This window comes from Komagataeibacter rhaeticus (assembly GCF_011611525.1).
GTDB classification, from domain to species: domain Bacteria; phylum Pseudomonadota; class Alphaproteobacteria; order Acetobacterales; family Acetobacteraceae; genus Komagataeibacter; species Komagataeibacter rhaeticus.
In genome coordinates this window covers 17,401-31,467 of the sequence record NZ_CP050139.1, presented here as the reverse complement: position 1 = coordinate 31,467, position 14,067 = coordinate 17,401, and the positions used below count along the sequence as shown (strand labels likewise).

Below are 14,067 nucleotides of genomic sequence, written 5' to 3'. Positions count from 1 at the left end.
GAGTCGCAGCATGGAGCCTGAACTGATCGAGATCACCCATACCGGCAGGCTGGGGCGCATCACGCTCAACCGCCCGCGCGCGCTCAATGCCCTGAACATGGACATGTTTCACGCCATCGGTGCCTGTCTGCTGGCATGGCGTGATGATCCGGGCATCGAGACCGTGCTGCTGGACAGCGCCAGCCCGAAAGCCTTCAGCGCGGGTGGTGACATCCGCGCCATCCGCGCCCGGCTGGAAACCGGGGGCGTGGCCGCCGCCGCAACCCCCTTCCGCACAAGCTACCGGATGGCCTCGCTGCTGGCGGGCTATCCCAAGCCTGTCGTCTCCTTCATGGACGGGATTGCAATGGGCGGCGGCATCGGGCTGGGGGGGCATGTGCGTTACCGGGTGGTGACCGAACGCTCCTGCCTTGCCATGCCAGAGACCGCCATTGCCCTGACACCCGATGCGGGGGGGTCGTACCTGCTTTCCCGCGCGCCCGGCCTGAGCGGGCTGCGCCTGGCCCTGACGGCGGGCCGCATGAACGCAACCGCCGCCCTTGCCGCGGGCTTTGCCGACCGGCAGGTGGTCTCCAGCCGGCTGGACAGCATACGGGACGCCCTGGCCCATCAGCCCGCAGGCGTGGTGATGGACAGCCTGCCCCCGTGCCCACCGCTTGATGCCGGGCCGGACACGGCGGAAATCGCCCCGGTCTACAGCGCACCGGACATGCCCGAACTGATGGGTCGGTTAAGTTCCCATGGCGCGGACTGGGCACAGGCGGACCTTGCCGCCATGCAGCGCGCCTGCCCGTTCTCACTATGGGTGACGTTTGCCGCATGGCATGCGGCCCGCAGGCTGCCTGATCTGGACCATGCGCTGGAGCAGGAATTCCAGCTTGTCTGCCACATGCTCGCCCGCCCCGACTTTGCCGAAGGCGTGCGGGCCCTGCTGATTGACAAGGACAACGCCCCCCGCTGGACACCCGCCCGCATCCGTGATGTTTCCGAACATGAAGTCGCCTGCTGCCTGCGGGCGCGTTCGGCCTTCTCGCTCAACCTGCCGCTGGCCAGTACGGACAGTAATTAATCATTATCACACATAAAGCAGATCAAAATGCCATTTTCCAACCACTACCACCCCGCCACCCACCACAGCAGGCTGGGCGATGAATTCTATGACGTGGTGCAGGCGGCCCGCTTCCCCGCCCATATCCTGCGCTACCGCAATAACGACGTGGCACCGCGCATCGGCCTCGACACACTGGATGATGCGGAATGGGTCCGTCATTTCGGCTATTTCGACCCGCTGCCCGGCTCGCTGCCCCGGCCGCTGGCGCTGCGCTACCATGGCCACCAGTTCCGTGCGTACAATCCCGACCTGGGGGATGGGCGGGGCTTCCTGTTTGCCCAGCTTCTGGACGCGGTGGATGGCCGCCTGCTGGATATCGGGACCAAGGGCAGCGGCACCACGCCATGGTCACGCGGCGGGGACGGGCGGCTGACACTCAAGGGCGGCGTGCGCGAAATGCTGGCCAGCGAACGGCTGGACGCGCTGGGCGTGCGCACCTCCCGCACCCTGAGCGTGATCGAAACGGGGGAAAACCTGCACCGTGGCGACGAGCCATCGCCCACGCGCTCCTGCGTGCTGGCACGGCTCAGCCATTCCCACATCCGCATCGGCACGTTCCAGCGCCTGGTGGCCCTGCAGGACAGCACCAGCCTGAAGCATCTGGTGGCCTATGTGATCGAGACCTACTACCCCCACCTGGCCAACGAACCCGACCCCGCCGCCGCCCTGTATGACGCCGCCACCACCCGCATGGCGGAAATGACGGCGCAATGGATGACAGCGGGCTTCGTGCATGGGGTGCTCAACACCGACAACATCAACATTACCGGCGAGAGCTTCGATTACGGACCGTGGCGCTTCCTGCCCAGCTTCAACCCCAGCTTCACCGCCGCCTATTTCGACCATTCCGGCCTGTATGCCTATGGCCGCCAGCCCGAGGCGATGATGTGGAACGTGGCCCGGCTGGGGGAATGCCTGATCGCCCTTTCCACCCTTGAGAAGATCCAAAGTATATTTGATGATTTTTGGAAACGTTATGAACGTTTTCTTGATATTTCAGTGCTGTGTCGGCTTGGCCTGAAAGAGATTTCAAGAAAATCTTCGACCATCCTGCGCACAGATCTGTTTTCTTTCATGGAAGAAAGCCAGATTGGGTTTGAATTTCTGTTTTTTGACTGGTATGGTGGCGCCCAGAGCCAGAAACGTGCCCTGTCAGGATTGCGTTCCGACTTCTATGCGCAGGACGGTTTCAGAACCCTGCGGGACGGGATCATGCAGCATGAGCCTGCGCCCGGTATCGATCTGTCGCATCCGTATTTTCGCGGTGAGACGCCCCATATGATGCCGGTGGAAACAGTGGAAGCCCTGTGGCAGCCCATCGCCACGGCGGATGACTGGTCCGGCCTGCACGACGCCATGCGCCAGATCGCCAGCATGAAGTCAGCGCTTGTCCCGCCGTCTCCGCCAGATGTGGCTACGCCATAGGGGGAACCAACCGGTCGGGCACGGATTATTATAACAACAAGAAAGGGAAAGGCCCCGTATGAATACCCAGGTACCAACCGCCCGGCCAGACCAGCAGACCGAACCGCTACCCGACCTGTCACAGATCGAGATTTCCCCCAACGCGCGCAAGACCCTGTGGCTCGCAGCCATCGTGGCCGCCATCTGTGGCGGCCTCTATGGTTACGATACCGGCATTGTCTCGGGCGCCCTGCTACTCATCACGCGTGATTTCCACTTGAGCAGCTTCCTGCAGGAGATGGTGGCCTCCGCCATCCTGGCGGGCGCGGTTATCGGGTCACTGCTGACCGGATGGCTGTCCGAACATTACGGCCGGCGCAAATCCATCATGATCGTGACCGCGATCTTTGTGCTCGGCGCACTGGCCTGCGCCTTTTCGCCCGATGTCTATACGCTCATCATCTCGCGCGTGTTCCTTGGCCTTGCGGTGGGCGGGTCCACGCAGGTGGTGCCGATGTACATTTCCGAACTGGCTCCCGCCCACAAGCGCGGGCACATGGTGACCATGTTCAACATCGCCATCGGCATCGGCATCTTTGCCGCCAATGTCATCGGCTTTGCCGCACGCGATGCGTGGGGCTGGCGGCCGATGGTGGCGATTGCCGCCATCCCGGCGGCGGTGGTGTTCATCTCCATGTTCTTCCTGCCCAAGAGCCCGCGCTGGGCGGCCGAGCATGAAAGCCTTGATTCCGCACTGGAGCAGCTTCAGCGCATCCGCACCTCCGAACGTGACATCCGCCGCGAGATGCGCCGCATCCATGCCAATGCGAATGAGGAAACCGACCCGCGTGACAGCGGCTGGCGCGGCATCCGCCAGCCCTGGGTGCGCCCGGCCCTGATCGCGGCCCTTGGCGTTGCCTTCTTCACGCAGGCTGGCGGCCTTGAAATGATGATCTACTACGCGCCGACCTTCCTGTCGGATGCGGGATTTGGCAGTTCCTCGGCGCTGATGGCCAGCATCGGCATCTCGATCATCTACCTGGTCATGACCATTCTGGGTTCGAACATCGTGGACCGGATCGGCCGCCGCCGTCTGGTGCTGGTGATGGGGCCGGGCAGCGTGCTCAGCCTGATCGGGCTTGGCGTCATGTTCCTCATGCATCCGCAGCCGGGCAGCATGGGAAGCTGGCTGATCATTGTCTTCATGCTGCTGTTCATGGTGTTCAATGCTGGTGGCATTCAGGTGGTGGGCTGGCTGCTGGGGGCGGAAATGTTCCCGCTGTCCATGCGCGGCAACGCCACCAGCCTGCACTCCGCCATGCTGTGGGGCAGTGACCTGCTGGTCACCAGCACGGCGCTGACGCTGGTGACCAAGATCACGCTGGGCGGGACCATGTGGTTCTATGCCGGTGTGAACCTGCTGTCGGTCCTGTTCGTGTATTTCATGGTGCCGGAAACACGGGGGGCCTCGCTGGAGGATATCGAGGAAGCGCTGCGCGAAGGCCGCTTCCGCCCCACGCGCGGCAATACCGCCATTGTGGAAGAAGAAGAATAAAAGTTTTTGGGTGCCGCCTTTTTTCAAAAAGGCGGCGTTCTTCGAAGCTTTTTGAAAAAAGCTTCACCAAAAACTTCTTCCTGTGGTCCTGACACAATGCGCATCCTGCGCCAACTGAAGGTGGCTTTCCTGATTGCGGATCGGGAAAGCTTTCTTTATGCGGCGGGGCTTGCGCAAACCCTGCGCCCCTGATCAGGATGCCGCAGGCGGCCACGGGAATGATGGACAGGTCATGATAGAAAACATGCAGTTCGGGACCATCGCCGTCATTGGCGACGTGATGCTGGACCGTTACATTTCCGGCATTGTCAGCCGCATCTCGCCCGAAGCGCCCATTCCCATCCTTCTGCATGAAAAGCTTACGGCTGTTGCGGGCGGCGCCGCCAATGTCGCGACAAATGCCGCCGCACTGGGCGCACGCGTGCTGCTGGTCGGCCTGGTCGGGGCGGATGAGTTCGCCCCCGCACTCATCCAGACCCTGGCACGCTGGCCACGGATCGACACGACCGGGCTGGTGACGGATGCGGGCCGCCCCACCATTACCAAGACCCGTGTCATGAGCGGCCTCCAGCAGATCGTGCGGATCGATAACGAGGACACCACACCACCCGCTCCGCCCATTACGGCGCAACTGGTGGAACAGGCTCATGCCGCCATCGACCGGGCCGATATCGTGGTCTGCTCGGACTATGGCAAGGGCGTGCTGGGGGATGGTGTGCTGGACGCCATTTTCACGCGCGCCCGTGCCCGGGGCATTCCGGTCATTGTCGACCCCAAGCGCAGCACGTTCGCCGCCTATCGTGGTGCCAGCCTGATTACCCCCAACCGGCAGGAAATGGCGCGCGCCACGGGACTGCCGCTGCTTGATGACGGGCAGGTCGTGGCCGCCGCGCGGGAAGCCGGCGCCCAGTCTGGTAGCGATGTGCTCGTGACCCGCTCCGATGAAGGGATGACCCTGTGGCGCACGGACGGGGCTGTGACCCATGTGCGCGCCAAAGCCGCCGAAGTATTTGACGTATCGGGCGCGGGTGACACCGTGGTGGCCACGGTCGCGGCCATCCTGTCTGCGGGCCAGCCGGTCGAGACGGCGGTGACCATCGCAGGAACGGCGGCCTCGCTCTCTGTTGGCAAGCTGGGTACCGCCACCGTCTCACGGGCGGAACTGAGCCGCGCCCTCATGCAGGACATGCCGGATTCGGGCAAGCGCGTCACACTGGAACAGGCGGCCGCGATCGCCAGTGAATGGCGGCACCATGGCATGCGGGTCGTGTTCACCAATGGCTGTTTCGACCTGCTGCATCCGGGGCATATCGCACTCCTGCAGGCGGCGGCGGCACAGGGGGACAAGCTGATCGTGGCCCTGAACACGGACCGTTCCGTCAAGCGCCTGAAGGGGGAAAGCCGCCCCATTCAGGATGAACAGGCGCGTGCCGCCGTGATCGGCGCGCTACGCGCCGTTGATCTGGTGGTGCTATTTGATGATGACACACCACTTGAAGCCATCCGCGCCATCATGCCCGATATTCTGGTCAAGGGTGCCGACTACCGCGAGGACCAGGTGGTGGGCGGTGATGTTGTAAAGGCCGGTGGCGGCCACGTGGTGCTGGTTGATATCGTATCAGGCCGGTCCACGACCGCGCTTGTCAACGCAGCCGCACGCCCTGGATAACCCAAAAAGTTTTTGGTGAAGCTTTTTTCAAAAAGCTTCGAAGAACGCCGCCTTCTTGAAAAAAGGCGGCACCCAAAAACTTTTATTCCTTTTTGCCAATCTGAAATGCTGCCGCAGGTTTATGCCACAGATGCATCCACCCTCAGTTCAACCTTGAGGGCAGGGGGGACCGGCAGCTTCAGTACCTGCTGGTAGAACGCCAGTTCCAGTTCCCATGCCTGCCGGATGGTCGCTTCCTGCCGGAAGCCATGGCCCTCGCCTGCAAATTCATACAGCGCGCATGGCACGCCCCGCGCCCGCAGGGCCGCCACCATGGACTCCGCCTGCGCGGGCGGCACCACCCTGTCATCCAGCCCCTGCAGGAACAGGACGGGCACCCTGATATCCGCCACCTGCGTAATGGGCGAACGGGCCAGATAGGTGGCCTCATCAGCCGGGTAGGGACCAACCAGCGTATCAAGGTAGCGGGATTCGAACTTGTGGGTATCACGCGCCAGCGCGCGCAGGTCGGTCACGCCATACAGGCTGGTGCCTGCTGCAAACAGGTCGGAACGCGCCAGGGCCAGCAGCACCGTAAGCCCGCCCGCACTGCTGCCACGTATGACGATGCGGGCCGGGTCCACCCGACCAGCATCGGCCAGGTACTGGCAGGCGGCAATGCAGTCATCCACATCCACCACGCCCCACTGGCCTTCCAGCCGCTGGCGGTAGGCGCGGCCAAAGCCGGTGGAGCCACCATAATTGACATCAACCACCGCGAACCCGCGCGATGTCCACCACTGCACCTTGAACGAAAACGCCGTACTGGCCCGCCCGGTGGGGCCACCATGGGCCATGACCACCAACGGCGGCTTCCCGCCCGCAGGCCCCTGATAGCGGGCACTGGCGGGGGCATAGAAAAAGGCGTGTCCCGTTCCCTCACCCCCGGGCAGGGGAAAACGGACCGTCTCGGCCCGGGCCATATCGGCCGATGCAAGGGGCAGCGTGGCCGCACGACGCAGCACATGGGCAGCCTGCCCTAACCTGCCATACACCACGGCCGCCGCATCATCGGGCGGCGCATCAAGCCATGCGAACCCGCCCCCTTCGACCGGCAGCGGGCAGGCGGCGGGATGGCCAAGTGCGACCGGGTCCACCGCGCCATCACGGATGGACACCATATGGGCCGCACCCTCGCTGATGACCATGGCAAGGATGCTGCCATCATCAAGCGGCACATAGCTGCGCAGGCCAAACACCCAGTGCGGCTGGCCAATCTCGGCCTGCATGGGGGCCAGGGCCACGGGGGCCGCGCCCGTGGTGTCAAAGCGGTAGAGGTTCCACCATCCGCTACGGTCCGACAGGGCCAGCAGGTGCCCAGACCGGTCCCAGCAGGGCTCGATTACGGATTCCGCCTGCCCGTCCTCCCCCGCGACACTCCACGGTGCGGCAAGGCGGGGTGGATCATCGCCTTCCTGCAGCAGGGAGGCCGCGCGCAGGCGCGTGCTGTCCCATGGCATGGCCGGATGATCCCATTCGATCCACGCCAGGTACCGCCCGTCGGGCGAGGGACGGGGAGAGGACAGGAAATCCGGTCCCATCACCAGCGGCGTGCCGGTATTGAAGGCGGGATCAGTCGTATCCGTGCAGTCCAGCATCACAATGGCGGCGGCGGGTTCCCCGTCCTGCGCGCGATGGTCCTCCCGCACGCAGAACACGAAGCGCCCGTCGGGGCTGAAGGCAAGGTCGGCATACCGCAGCCCGGCACCCGCACACAGGCAGCGCGGCGGCCCATCCTCCACCAGCCATACGCTGCCATCGCCCCGGTTGCTGAACACGATGCGCCCCCGGCATACGGCATAGGCGCCACCGCCATATTCATGCACCCGCGTGCCCACATCAAAGGGGGCGGATGTGACATCCGCCACATGACCGTCCCGGGCCCGCACCAGCACGCGCCGCCCGGCGTCGGTCGGGCGGCCTTCCACCCAGTAGACATCACGCCCGTCCACCCGCACGTCGGACAGGGAGACCGTCTTTCCCGCCACCAGTTCCACGCTGACGGGCGAGGGCCAGGTGCCATACGGGGCGGTTACGGGGGCTGGCCTGTCGCTGCCGCCGGACTGGGTCATGTGTCTGCTCCTGCCATTTGTGCGTGACAATGGGATCGGGATTGCGCAAACCGCGTTTCACGGTCTGGGTCCGTAACCTACATAATTCTTTTTTTTGTGACAGGTAATCCGCTGCTCCAGCATCTTGAACATCTTTTCCAGCATTACGGCTATGGCGTAATCGGCGTTACCATCATGCTGGAAAGCATGGGAATTCCGCTTCCGGCGGAGACCCTCCTCATCTCCGCCGCCCTCTACTGCGCCGCCACCCACAAGATGAACATCACATGGGTCGCGACAGCAGCCATCATCGGGGCGATCATGGGGGACAATTTCGGCTACCTGATCGGCCGGTGGCTGGGCTACCCGCTGCTTGAACGCAAGGGCGGCAGGGTGGGCCTTACGGCAGGCCGCCTGCAGGCCGGGCGGTTCCTGTTCAGGCGGTATGGCGGCATTATTGTCTGCCTTGGCCGCTTTGTTGCCATACTGCGCGTGTTCGTGGCCCTGCTTGCGGGGGCCAACCGCATGCCGTGGCCCCGGTTTATCGTGTATAACGCGCTGGGGGGGATATGCTGGGCGGGGGGATATGCCTATGCGGCCTATTATCTGGGGCACAGGATAACACGGATTTCCGGGCCGGCGGGGATGACGCTGGCGGCATGTGGCGCGGTGGTGGCACTGGGCGGTGTCCTGTTCCTGCGCCGGCATGAACGCCGCCTGACAGCCGAAGTGGAAGCCGCCGCACGGCGTGAGATGGAACAGTCACAGCAGGAGGGCAGGACATGACCAGACACTGGAGCCTGAAACAGGCACCCCGCATGGATGGCCATCTGGCCGTGGTAACGGGGGCAACGGGGGGGCTGGGCTACGAGACAGCACTTGGCCTTGCCAGCCGTGGGGCCACCGTCATGCTGGCGGGCCGCAACCCCGAAAAGGGCATGGCGGCGCTGATGCGGCTTCAGGGCGACGTACCGGGGGCCAAAGCCTCCTTCCGCCTGCTGGATGTGGCCAGCCTGTCCGCCATTGCCACCTTTGCCCATGAACTGGCGCAGGAAACCGACAGGCTGGACGTGCTGGTCAACAATGCGGGCGTGATGGGCACCCCGCACCGGCTGGAAACACGCGACGGGTTCGAACTGCAGTTCGGCACCAATTTCCTTGGCCCCTTTGCGCTCACCGCCCGGCTGCGTCCACTGCTGTGTGCCGCCCCACAGGGGGGGCGGGTGGTCACGGTGGCAAGCCTTGCCGCGCTGGATGGCCATATCGTGTTCGATGACCTGCAGGCTCGCAGGCGTTACGCCCCGTTCCGCGCCTACCGGCAGAGCAAGCTGGCCGACCTGATCCTGGCGCTGGAACTGGACCGGCAGGCCCGCACCCATAACTGGAACCTGCACTCCATCGCCGCCCATCCGGGCTGGGCCATGACGGATATTTCCACCAGCCGCCTGTCATCCAAACAGGGCCTGCAGGAAAGACTGACCCGCCTTGGCGCGGTGTGGGCGTTCAAGCTTATGGGGCAGTCCGCAGCCCATGGCGCGCTGCCGATCGAATTCGCCGCCATAGCGCCCGAAGCCCGCGATGGCGGCTATTACGGCCCAGACGGGCGCGGCGAACGCCGGGGGCATGTGGGCGAAGCCTTCATTCCCCCTGCCGCGCGCGACCTGGGGGTGGCGCGGCGGCTGTGGCAGGTGGCCGAGCGTCTGACCGGCACGTCGCTATCGTAGTCAGCAGATAAACGTTTCCGGGTGCCGCCTGTTTTCAAAAAGGCGGCGTTCTTTGAAGCTTTTTGAAAAAAGCTTCACCAAAAACTTTTGTTCCCTCAGCGGCGGGTGAAGGTCCAGTACAGCGGTCTGCGGCCTGCGGCGAAGGCCTTGGCTTCATAGCGGGTCGGGGGCCAGCCTTCGGGGCGGACGGTCGCAGGTGGCGCCGTCTTGAACAGGTCCTGCGCGCCCATGACTTCCTCCACCCATGCCTGATAGGTGGGATCATCGCTCGCCACACGCCAGGTCGCACCGGGGCGCAGGATGCGGGCGGCCATCTTTACCGTTTCAGGGTGCACGAAGCGGCGCTTGGCATGGCGTGACTTGGGCCACGGGTCAGGGAACATGAGAAACAGCCGGTCGATCGACGCATCGGGCAGGCCACGCAGCAGGATACGCGCATCCTCGTCCCAGATCCGCAGCATCTCGGGCACCGGGGCGGTTTCTTCCCCCCCTTCGGGCACGACGCGCGACAGCAGGGAACACAGGCCGTTCTCGAACACCTCACACGCAATGTAGCCCACATCCGGGTTGGCTTCGTTCTGGGCCAGCGAATGCTCGCCACCGCCGAATCCTACCTCCAGCCATATCTGCGCTGGCTGATGGCCAAAGGCCGTGGCCGGGTCCGTTATCGCCGCCTCGGGGAAACGCATGCGCGGCAGGGTCTGGTCCAGCAGGCGCTGCTGGCGCGGGCGCAGCGGATGGCCGCGCTGGCGCCCATAAAGCCGTTCTGGCGATGCCTTTACATCCACGGAGGCGGTCATGTGTCCGAAAATCCTGCTCCTGCTGCCGTAGCACACGGCATGATTGAAAAACGCAGCGGGGGCCGCCACGACCCGCTTTTACAAGCAGCCATGGCAAGCCCCCTTGATACAGAAGTTTTTGGTGAAGCTTTTTTCAAAAAGCTTCAAAGAACGCCGCCTTTTTGAAAAAAGGCGGCACCCAAAAACCTTTATTGTCTTTTAGCGGTTGAACGCGCCACGCAGGGCATCGACCAGATCAGTCTGCTCCCATGTGAAGTCGTCCTTCGCCGCATCCGGCGTACGGCCGAAGTGACCGTAGGCGGAGGTCTGGGTATAGATCGGGCGGTTGAGACGCAGGTGCTTGCGGATGCCCCGCGGGCTGAGGTCCATGACCTCACGCAGCACACGGCCCAGCTTTTCCTCGTCCACGTCCTTGCCGGTACCATCGAGGTCAACATAGACCGAAAGCGGGTGCGACACGCCAATGGCGTAGGAAACCTGCAGGGTGCAGCGATCAGCCAGGCCAGCCGCCACAATGTTCTTGGCCAGATAGCGGCAGGCATAGGCGGCGGAGCGGTCAACCTTCGTCGGGTCCTTGCCCGAGAATGCGCCGCCACCATGAGGTGCCGCGCCGCCATAGGTGTCCACAATGATCTTGCGCCCGGTCAGGCCGCAGTCACCATCCGGGCCGCCAATGACGAAGATGCCGGTGGGGTTGACGTAGAACTCGCTCTCCGGCGGCATCCAGCCCTCGGGCAGGACATCACGCACGATGCTGCCCAGTTCCTCACGGATGGTGGCCTGGCTGGCCCCTTCAACATGCTGGGTGGAAATCACGACGGAGGTGGCGCCAACCGGCTTGCCATCGACATAGCGCAGGGTGACCTGGCTCTTGGCGTCGGGCTGCAGCGCTGCCGCACGCGGATCACCCGCCTTGCGCAGGTCGCGCACGCGGTGAAGGATGTCATGCGCGTAGAACAGCGGGGCCGGCATCAGGCTTTCGGTCTCACGCGTGGCGAAGCCGAACATGATGCCCTGGTCGCCCGCGCCCTCGTCCTTCTCACCCGCGCTGTCAACGCCTACGGCGATATCGGCGGACTGGGCGTGGAGGTAGTATTCCACCTCGGCATTGCGCCATGAGAAGCCGGCCTGATCGTAGCCGATATCCTTCACCGCCTCACGCGCGCCCTCGATCAGCAGTTCGGGCGTGACGGAGGACGGACCACGCACTTCACCCGCCAGGATGATGCGGTTGGTGGTGACCATCGTTTCGCACGCAACGCGCGATTCACCGTCTGCCGTCAGGAATGCATCCAGAACGGTATCACTGATCCGGTCGGCGACCTTGTCAGGATGCCCTTCGGATACGGATTCCGATGTAAACAGAAAATCGCCTTTATTACGCATGATGGTCCTGTCTGCCTCATATGGAGTAGGATGATTGACGCCTGCGGAACCCGGCGCATGATCGCATGCGTTTGGCCGAAAGCTGTTCAGGCGTCAAGCCATTTCCCCGAATGGCACCATCCCGCTGCCCCATGGAATGCAGGCGGATCTAGCGCGTCGGCTGCTTCAGGCCCAGCACGTCTTCCATGTCATACAGGCCGGGTGGCCGTGTGCGCAGCCACTGCGCCGCCCGCACGGCACCCGTGGCGTAAACCCTGCGGTCAAACGAGCGGTGGGTCAGGCTGATCTGTTCATGGCTGGAGGTAAAGATGACCGAATGTTCCCCCACGATCTGGCCACCGCGCAGCGCCGCAAAGCCGATCGCGCCATCGGTGCGCGGGCCGGTATGGCCGTCACGCCCGCTTTCAATATGCTCTTCCAGCCTGATGCCGCGCCCCTCGGCCACCGCGCGCCCCATGGCCAGCGCCGTGCCCGAGGGGGCATCCACCTTCTGGCGATGGTGCATTTCCAGTATCTCGGCATCGTAATCACTGCCGGGCAGGGCGGCCCCCATCTGCCGGGCAAGGCGCGTGACCAGTGTGACACCGGGCGAGAAATTGGCCGCCTGCACCACGGCAATCCGCCGTGCCGTGGTATCAACCGCCTGCTGCTCGCGCGTGGACAGGCCGGTCGTGCCCAGTACCCACGCGGTGCCGGCCAATGTCAGTGCGATCGCATGTGTCTCGACCGTCGCTACATGGGTGAAATCAATCACCACATCGCATTGCGGTGCCAGATCCGAGATATCCGCATAGACCGGGCAGTCTATTCCGGTCACAGGGGCCCCATCGCGCGTTGTGCCGCCGACCAGCAGGGCACCGCCAGCGGGCACTTCCTCGGCCAGAAGGCGACCGACACGCCCGTTCAGGCCCGCAATCCCGATACGCAATGGCTGCGTGTCCATGCAGTCTTCTCCATCAGTCCAGATACAGAAATGGCGGCGCGACCGGGGGATCGCGCCGCCTGAACCTATCCATGGTGCGAGTTGGGGGGAATCACCATGAATAGTGCCCTGACCCTACACCTGAATAACCAGTCTTTTCAACCACCACCCCGGCATGCCAGCCAAGGCGGAAGGACAGGGACCTACAGCTTTCCCTCAAAAAAATCCTTCACCTTGCTGAAAAAACCCGTGCTCTCGGGGCTGCCCTTGGCATGGCCCGAGGCATCGCCCTCGAATTCCTCCAGCAGCTCGCGCTGGCGCTTGGTCAGGTGGCGCGGCGTTTCCACCACCACCTGAATATACATGTCGCCCCGCGCGGATGAACGCAGCACCGAGAAGCCCTTGCCACGCAGGCGGAAATGCTCGCCTGTCTGGGTCCCTGCCGGGATCTTGACCTTCGAGCGTGACCCATCAACCACCGGCACCTCGATCTCGGTACCCAGTGCGGCCTGCGCCATGCGCACGGGCACGCGGCAGTAGATGTTGGACCCATCACGCTGGAAGATGGGATGCGCTTCCACCGTTACATGGACATACAGGTCACCCGCCGGCACGCCCTTGCCGCCCGCCTCGCCCTCGCCAGACATGCGGATGCGGGTTCCGTCCTCGACCCCTGCGGGGATGGCGACTTCAATGGTGCGGTTCTTTTCCACCGTGCCGGTGCCGTGGCATTCCTTGCACGGATTGCGGATCAGGCGGCCCGTGCCATGACAGGTGGGGCAGGGACGTTCCACAAAGAAAAAGCCCTGCTGGGCGCGCACCTTGCCCGCGCCATGACAGGACGGGCAGGTCTCGGGCGGCTGGTCCCTGTCGGCCGATCCGGTGCCGTCGCAGCTTTCACATGTGACCCGGCTGGGCACGGTGATCTTTTTCTTTACCCCGGCAAAGGCCTCGGCAAAGGTGATGGTCACCTGCACCTGCAGGTCCGCACCCGAACGGCGGCCACCGCGCCTGCCGCCCATCATGTCGCCGAACATCTGCTCGAAGATGTCGCCAAGGCCCCCGCCGCCGAAATCAAACCCGCCGGCCCCGGCGCCCGGTCCACCGCCCTCGAAGGCGGCATGGCCAAAGCGGTCATAGGCGGCACGCTTGTTCTCGTCCTTCAGGACATCATAGGCTTCATTGATTTCCTTGAACTTGCCTTCCGCCTCCGCATCGCCCTGATTGCGGTCGGGGTGGTATTTCATGGCCAGCCTGCGATACGCCCGCTTGATCTCGTCGCCATTGGCATCGCGCGAAACCTCAAGGACTGAATAATAATCTATCTTGGTGGCCATGGGGATCCTCTAGCAAACGCGGCGGCCCGTCTTCATGCGGCGCGCACCTCGCGTTCCGGGTAATGGTTG

General features: G+C 63.9%; 13 protein-coding genes. 8 read left to right on the top strand and 5 right to left on the bottom strand.

What is annotated here, in order from left to right; translation table 11 throughout:
- Positions 1-10 precede the first annotated feature (10 nt).
- Genes GWK63_RS00150 through rfaE1 form a run of 5 tightly spaced genes read left to right on the top strand, consistent with a single transcriptional unit; the run spans position 11 to position 5,739 of the window.
- Complete coding sequence (locus tag GWK63_RS00150) at positions 11-1,069, top strand: enoyl-CoA hydratase/isomerase family protein (RefSeq protein ID WP_007397207.1); 1,059 nt, start codon at positions 11-13, stop codon at positions 1,067-1,069.
- Positions 1,070-1,096: 27 nt separating this feature from the next.
- The gene (locus GWK63_RS00145) at positions 1,097-2,536 is read left to right on the top strand and encodes a protein adenylyltransferase SelO (protein WP_112209816.1); all 1,440 of its coding nucleotides are present in this window, start codon (positions 1,097-1,099) and stop codon (positions 2,534-2,536) included.
- 58 nt (positions 2,537-2,594) lie between these two features.
- On the top strand, positions 2,595-4,070 hold the full coding sequence (locus tag GWK63_RS00140) for a sugar porter family MFS transporter (protein WP_007397210.1): 1,476 nt from the start codon (positions 2,595-2,597) through the stop codon (positions 4,068-4,070).
- Positions 4,071-4,076: 6 nt separating this feature from the next.
- Complete coding sequence (locus GWK63_RS00135; RefSeq protein ID WP_166498079.1) at positions 4,077-4,262, top strand: hypothetical protein; 186 nt, start codon at positions 4,077-4,079, stop codon at positions 4,260-4,262.
- Between the two features lie 40 nt (positions 4,263-4,302).
- The gene (rfaE1, locus tag GWK63_RS00130) at positions 4,303-5,739 is read left to right on the top strand and encodes a D-glycero-beta-D-manno-heptose-7-phosphate kinase (protein ID WP_112209815.1); all 1,437 of its coding nucleotides are present in this window, start codon (positions 4,303-4,305) and stop codon (positions 5,737-5,739) included.
- 119 nt (positions 5,740-5,858) lie between these two features.
- On the opposite strand, the gene GWK63_RS00125 is transcribed toward rfaE1, so the two are convergent.
- Complete coding sequence (locus tag GWK63_RS00125) at positions 5,859-7,850, bottom strand: S9 family peptidase (RefSeq protein ID WP_112209812.1); 1,992 nt, start codon at positions 7,848-7,850, stop codon at positions 5,859-5,861.
- 96 nt (positions 7,851-7,946) lie between these two features.
- Here GWK63_RS00125 and GWK63_RS00120 point away from each other — a divergent pair, with 96 nt between their 5' ends.
- Positions 7,947-8,615, top strand: coding sequence for a DedA family protein (locus GWK63_RS00120; protein WP_007397215.1), 669 nt, complete (start codon positions 7,947-7,949; stop codon positions 8,613-8,615).
- Entirely contained in the window at positions 8,612-9,553 is a 942-nt protein-coding gene (locus GWK63_RS00115) for an SDR family oxidoreductase (RefSeq protein WP_112209810.1), read from the top strand. The genes GWK63_RS00120 and GWK63_RS00115 overlap by 4 nt, the downstream gene beginning before the upstream one ends.
- Positions 9,554-9,648: 95 nt before the next feature.
- Here GWK63_RS00115 and trmB read toward each other — a convergent pair whose 3' ends face one another.
- Positions 9,649-10,353, bottom strand: coding sequence for a tRNA (guanine(46)-N(7))-methyltransferase TrmB (trmB, locus tag GWK63_RS00110; protein ID WP_112209808.1), 705 nt, complete (start codon positions 10,351-10,353; stop codon positions 9,649-9,651).
- Here trmB and GWK63_RS00105 point away from each other — a divergent pair, their 5' ends adjacent.
- Positions 10,354-10,518, top strand: a complete 165-nt coding sequence (locus tag GWK63_RS00105; protein WP_166498078.1) for a hypothetical protein — start codon at positions 10,354-10,356, stop codon at positions 10,516-10,518. It begins immediately after the preceding gene.
- A gap of 33 nt (positions 10,519-10,551) precedes the next feature.
- Here the strand turns inward: GWK63_RS00105 and metK are convergent, their stop codons facing one another.
- The 3 genes from metK to dnaJ all read right to left on the bottom strand — a co-directional run bounded on the left by metK (position 10,552) and on the right by dnaJ (position 13,998).
- Positions 10,552-11,739, bottom strand: a complete 1,188-nt coding sequence (gene metK, locus GWK63_RS00100; RefSeq protein WP_007397219.1) for a methionine adenosyltransferase — start codon at positions 11,737-11,739, stop codon at positions 10,552-10,554.
- Positions 11,740-11,887: 148 nt separating this feature from the next.
- Entirely contained in the window at positions 11,888-12,682 is a 795-nt protein-coding gene (gene dapB, locus GWK63_RS00095) for a 4-hydroxy-tetrahydrodipicolinate reductase (RefSeq protein ID WP_039998537.1), read from the bottom strand.
- 182 nt (positions 12,683-12,864) lie between these two features.
- Positions 12,865-13,998 carry a molecular chaperone DnaJ gene (dnaJ, locus tag GWK63_RS00090; RefSeq protein WP_007397222.1) on the bottom strand — a complete coding sequence of 378 codons (1,134 nt, stop codon included), beginning with the start codon at positions 13,996-13,998 and terminating at the stop codon, positions 12,865-12,867.
- Between the last annotated feature and the right edge of the window lie 69 nt (positions 13,999-14,067).

Excerpts from the sequence above, each read along its gene's own strand:
- GWK63_RS00150 (WP_007397207.1), top strand. The coding sequence starts at position 11 with ATGGAGCCTGAACTGATCGAGATCACCCATACCGGCAGGCTGGGGCGC.
- dnaJ (WP_007397222.1), bottom strand. The coding sequence starts at position 13,998 with ATGGCCACCAAGATAGATTATTATTCAGTCCTTGAGGTTTCGCGCGAT.
- GWK63_RS00140 (WP_007397210.1), top strand. The coding sequence starts at position 2,595 with ATGAATACCCAGGTACCAACCGCCCGGCCAGACCAGCAGACCGAACCG.
- GWK63_RS00115 (WP_112209810.1), top strand. The coding sequence starts at position 8,612 with ATGACCAGACACTGGAGCCTGAAACAGGCACCCCGCATGGATGGCCAT.
- rfaE1 (WP_112209815.1), top strand. The coding sequence starts at position 4,303 with ATGATAGAAAACATGCAGTTCGGGACCATCGCCGTCATTGGCGACGTG.
- trmB (WP_112209808.1), bottom strand. The coding sequence starts at position 10,353 with ATGACCGCCTCCGTGGATGTAAAGGCATCGCCAGAACGGCTTTATGGG.
- GWK63_RS00145 (WP_112209816.1), top strand. The coding sequence starts at position 1,097 with ATGCCATTTTCCAACCACTACCACCCCGCCACCCACCACAGCAGGCTG.
- metK (WP_007397219.1), bottom strand. The coding sequence starts at position 11,739 with ATGCGTAATAAAGGCGATTTTCTGTTTACATCGGAATCCGTATCCGAA.
- GWK63_RS00125 (WP_112209812.1), bottom strand. The coding sequence starts at position 7,850 with ATGACCCAGTCCGGCGGCAGCGACAGGCCAGCCCCCGTAACCGCCCCG.
- dapB (WP_039998537.1), bottom strand. The coding sequence starts at position 12,682 with ATGGACACGCAGCCATTGCGTATCGGGATTGCGGGCCTGAACGGGCGT.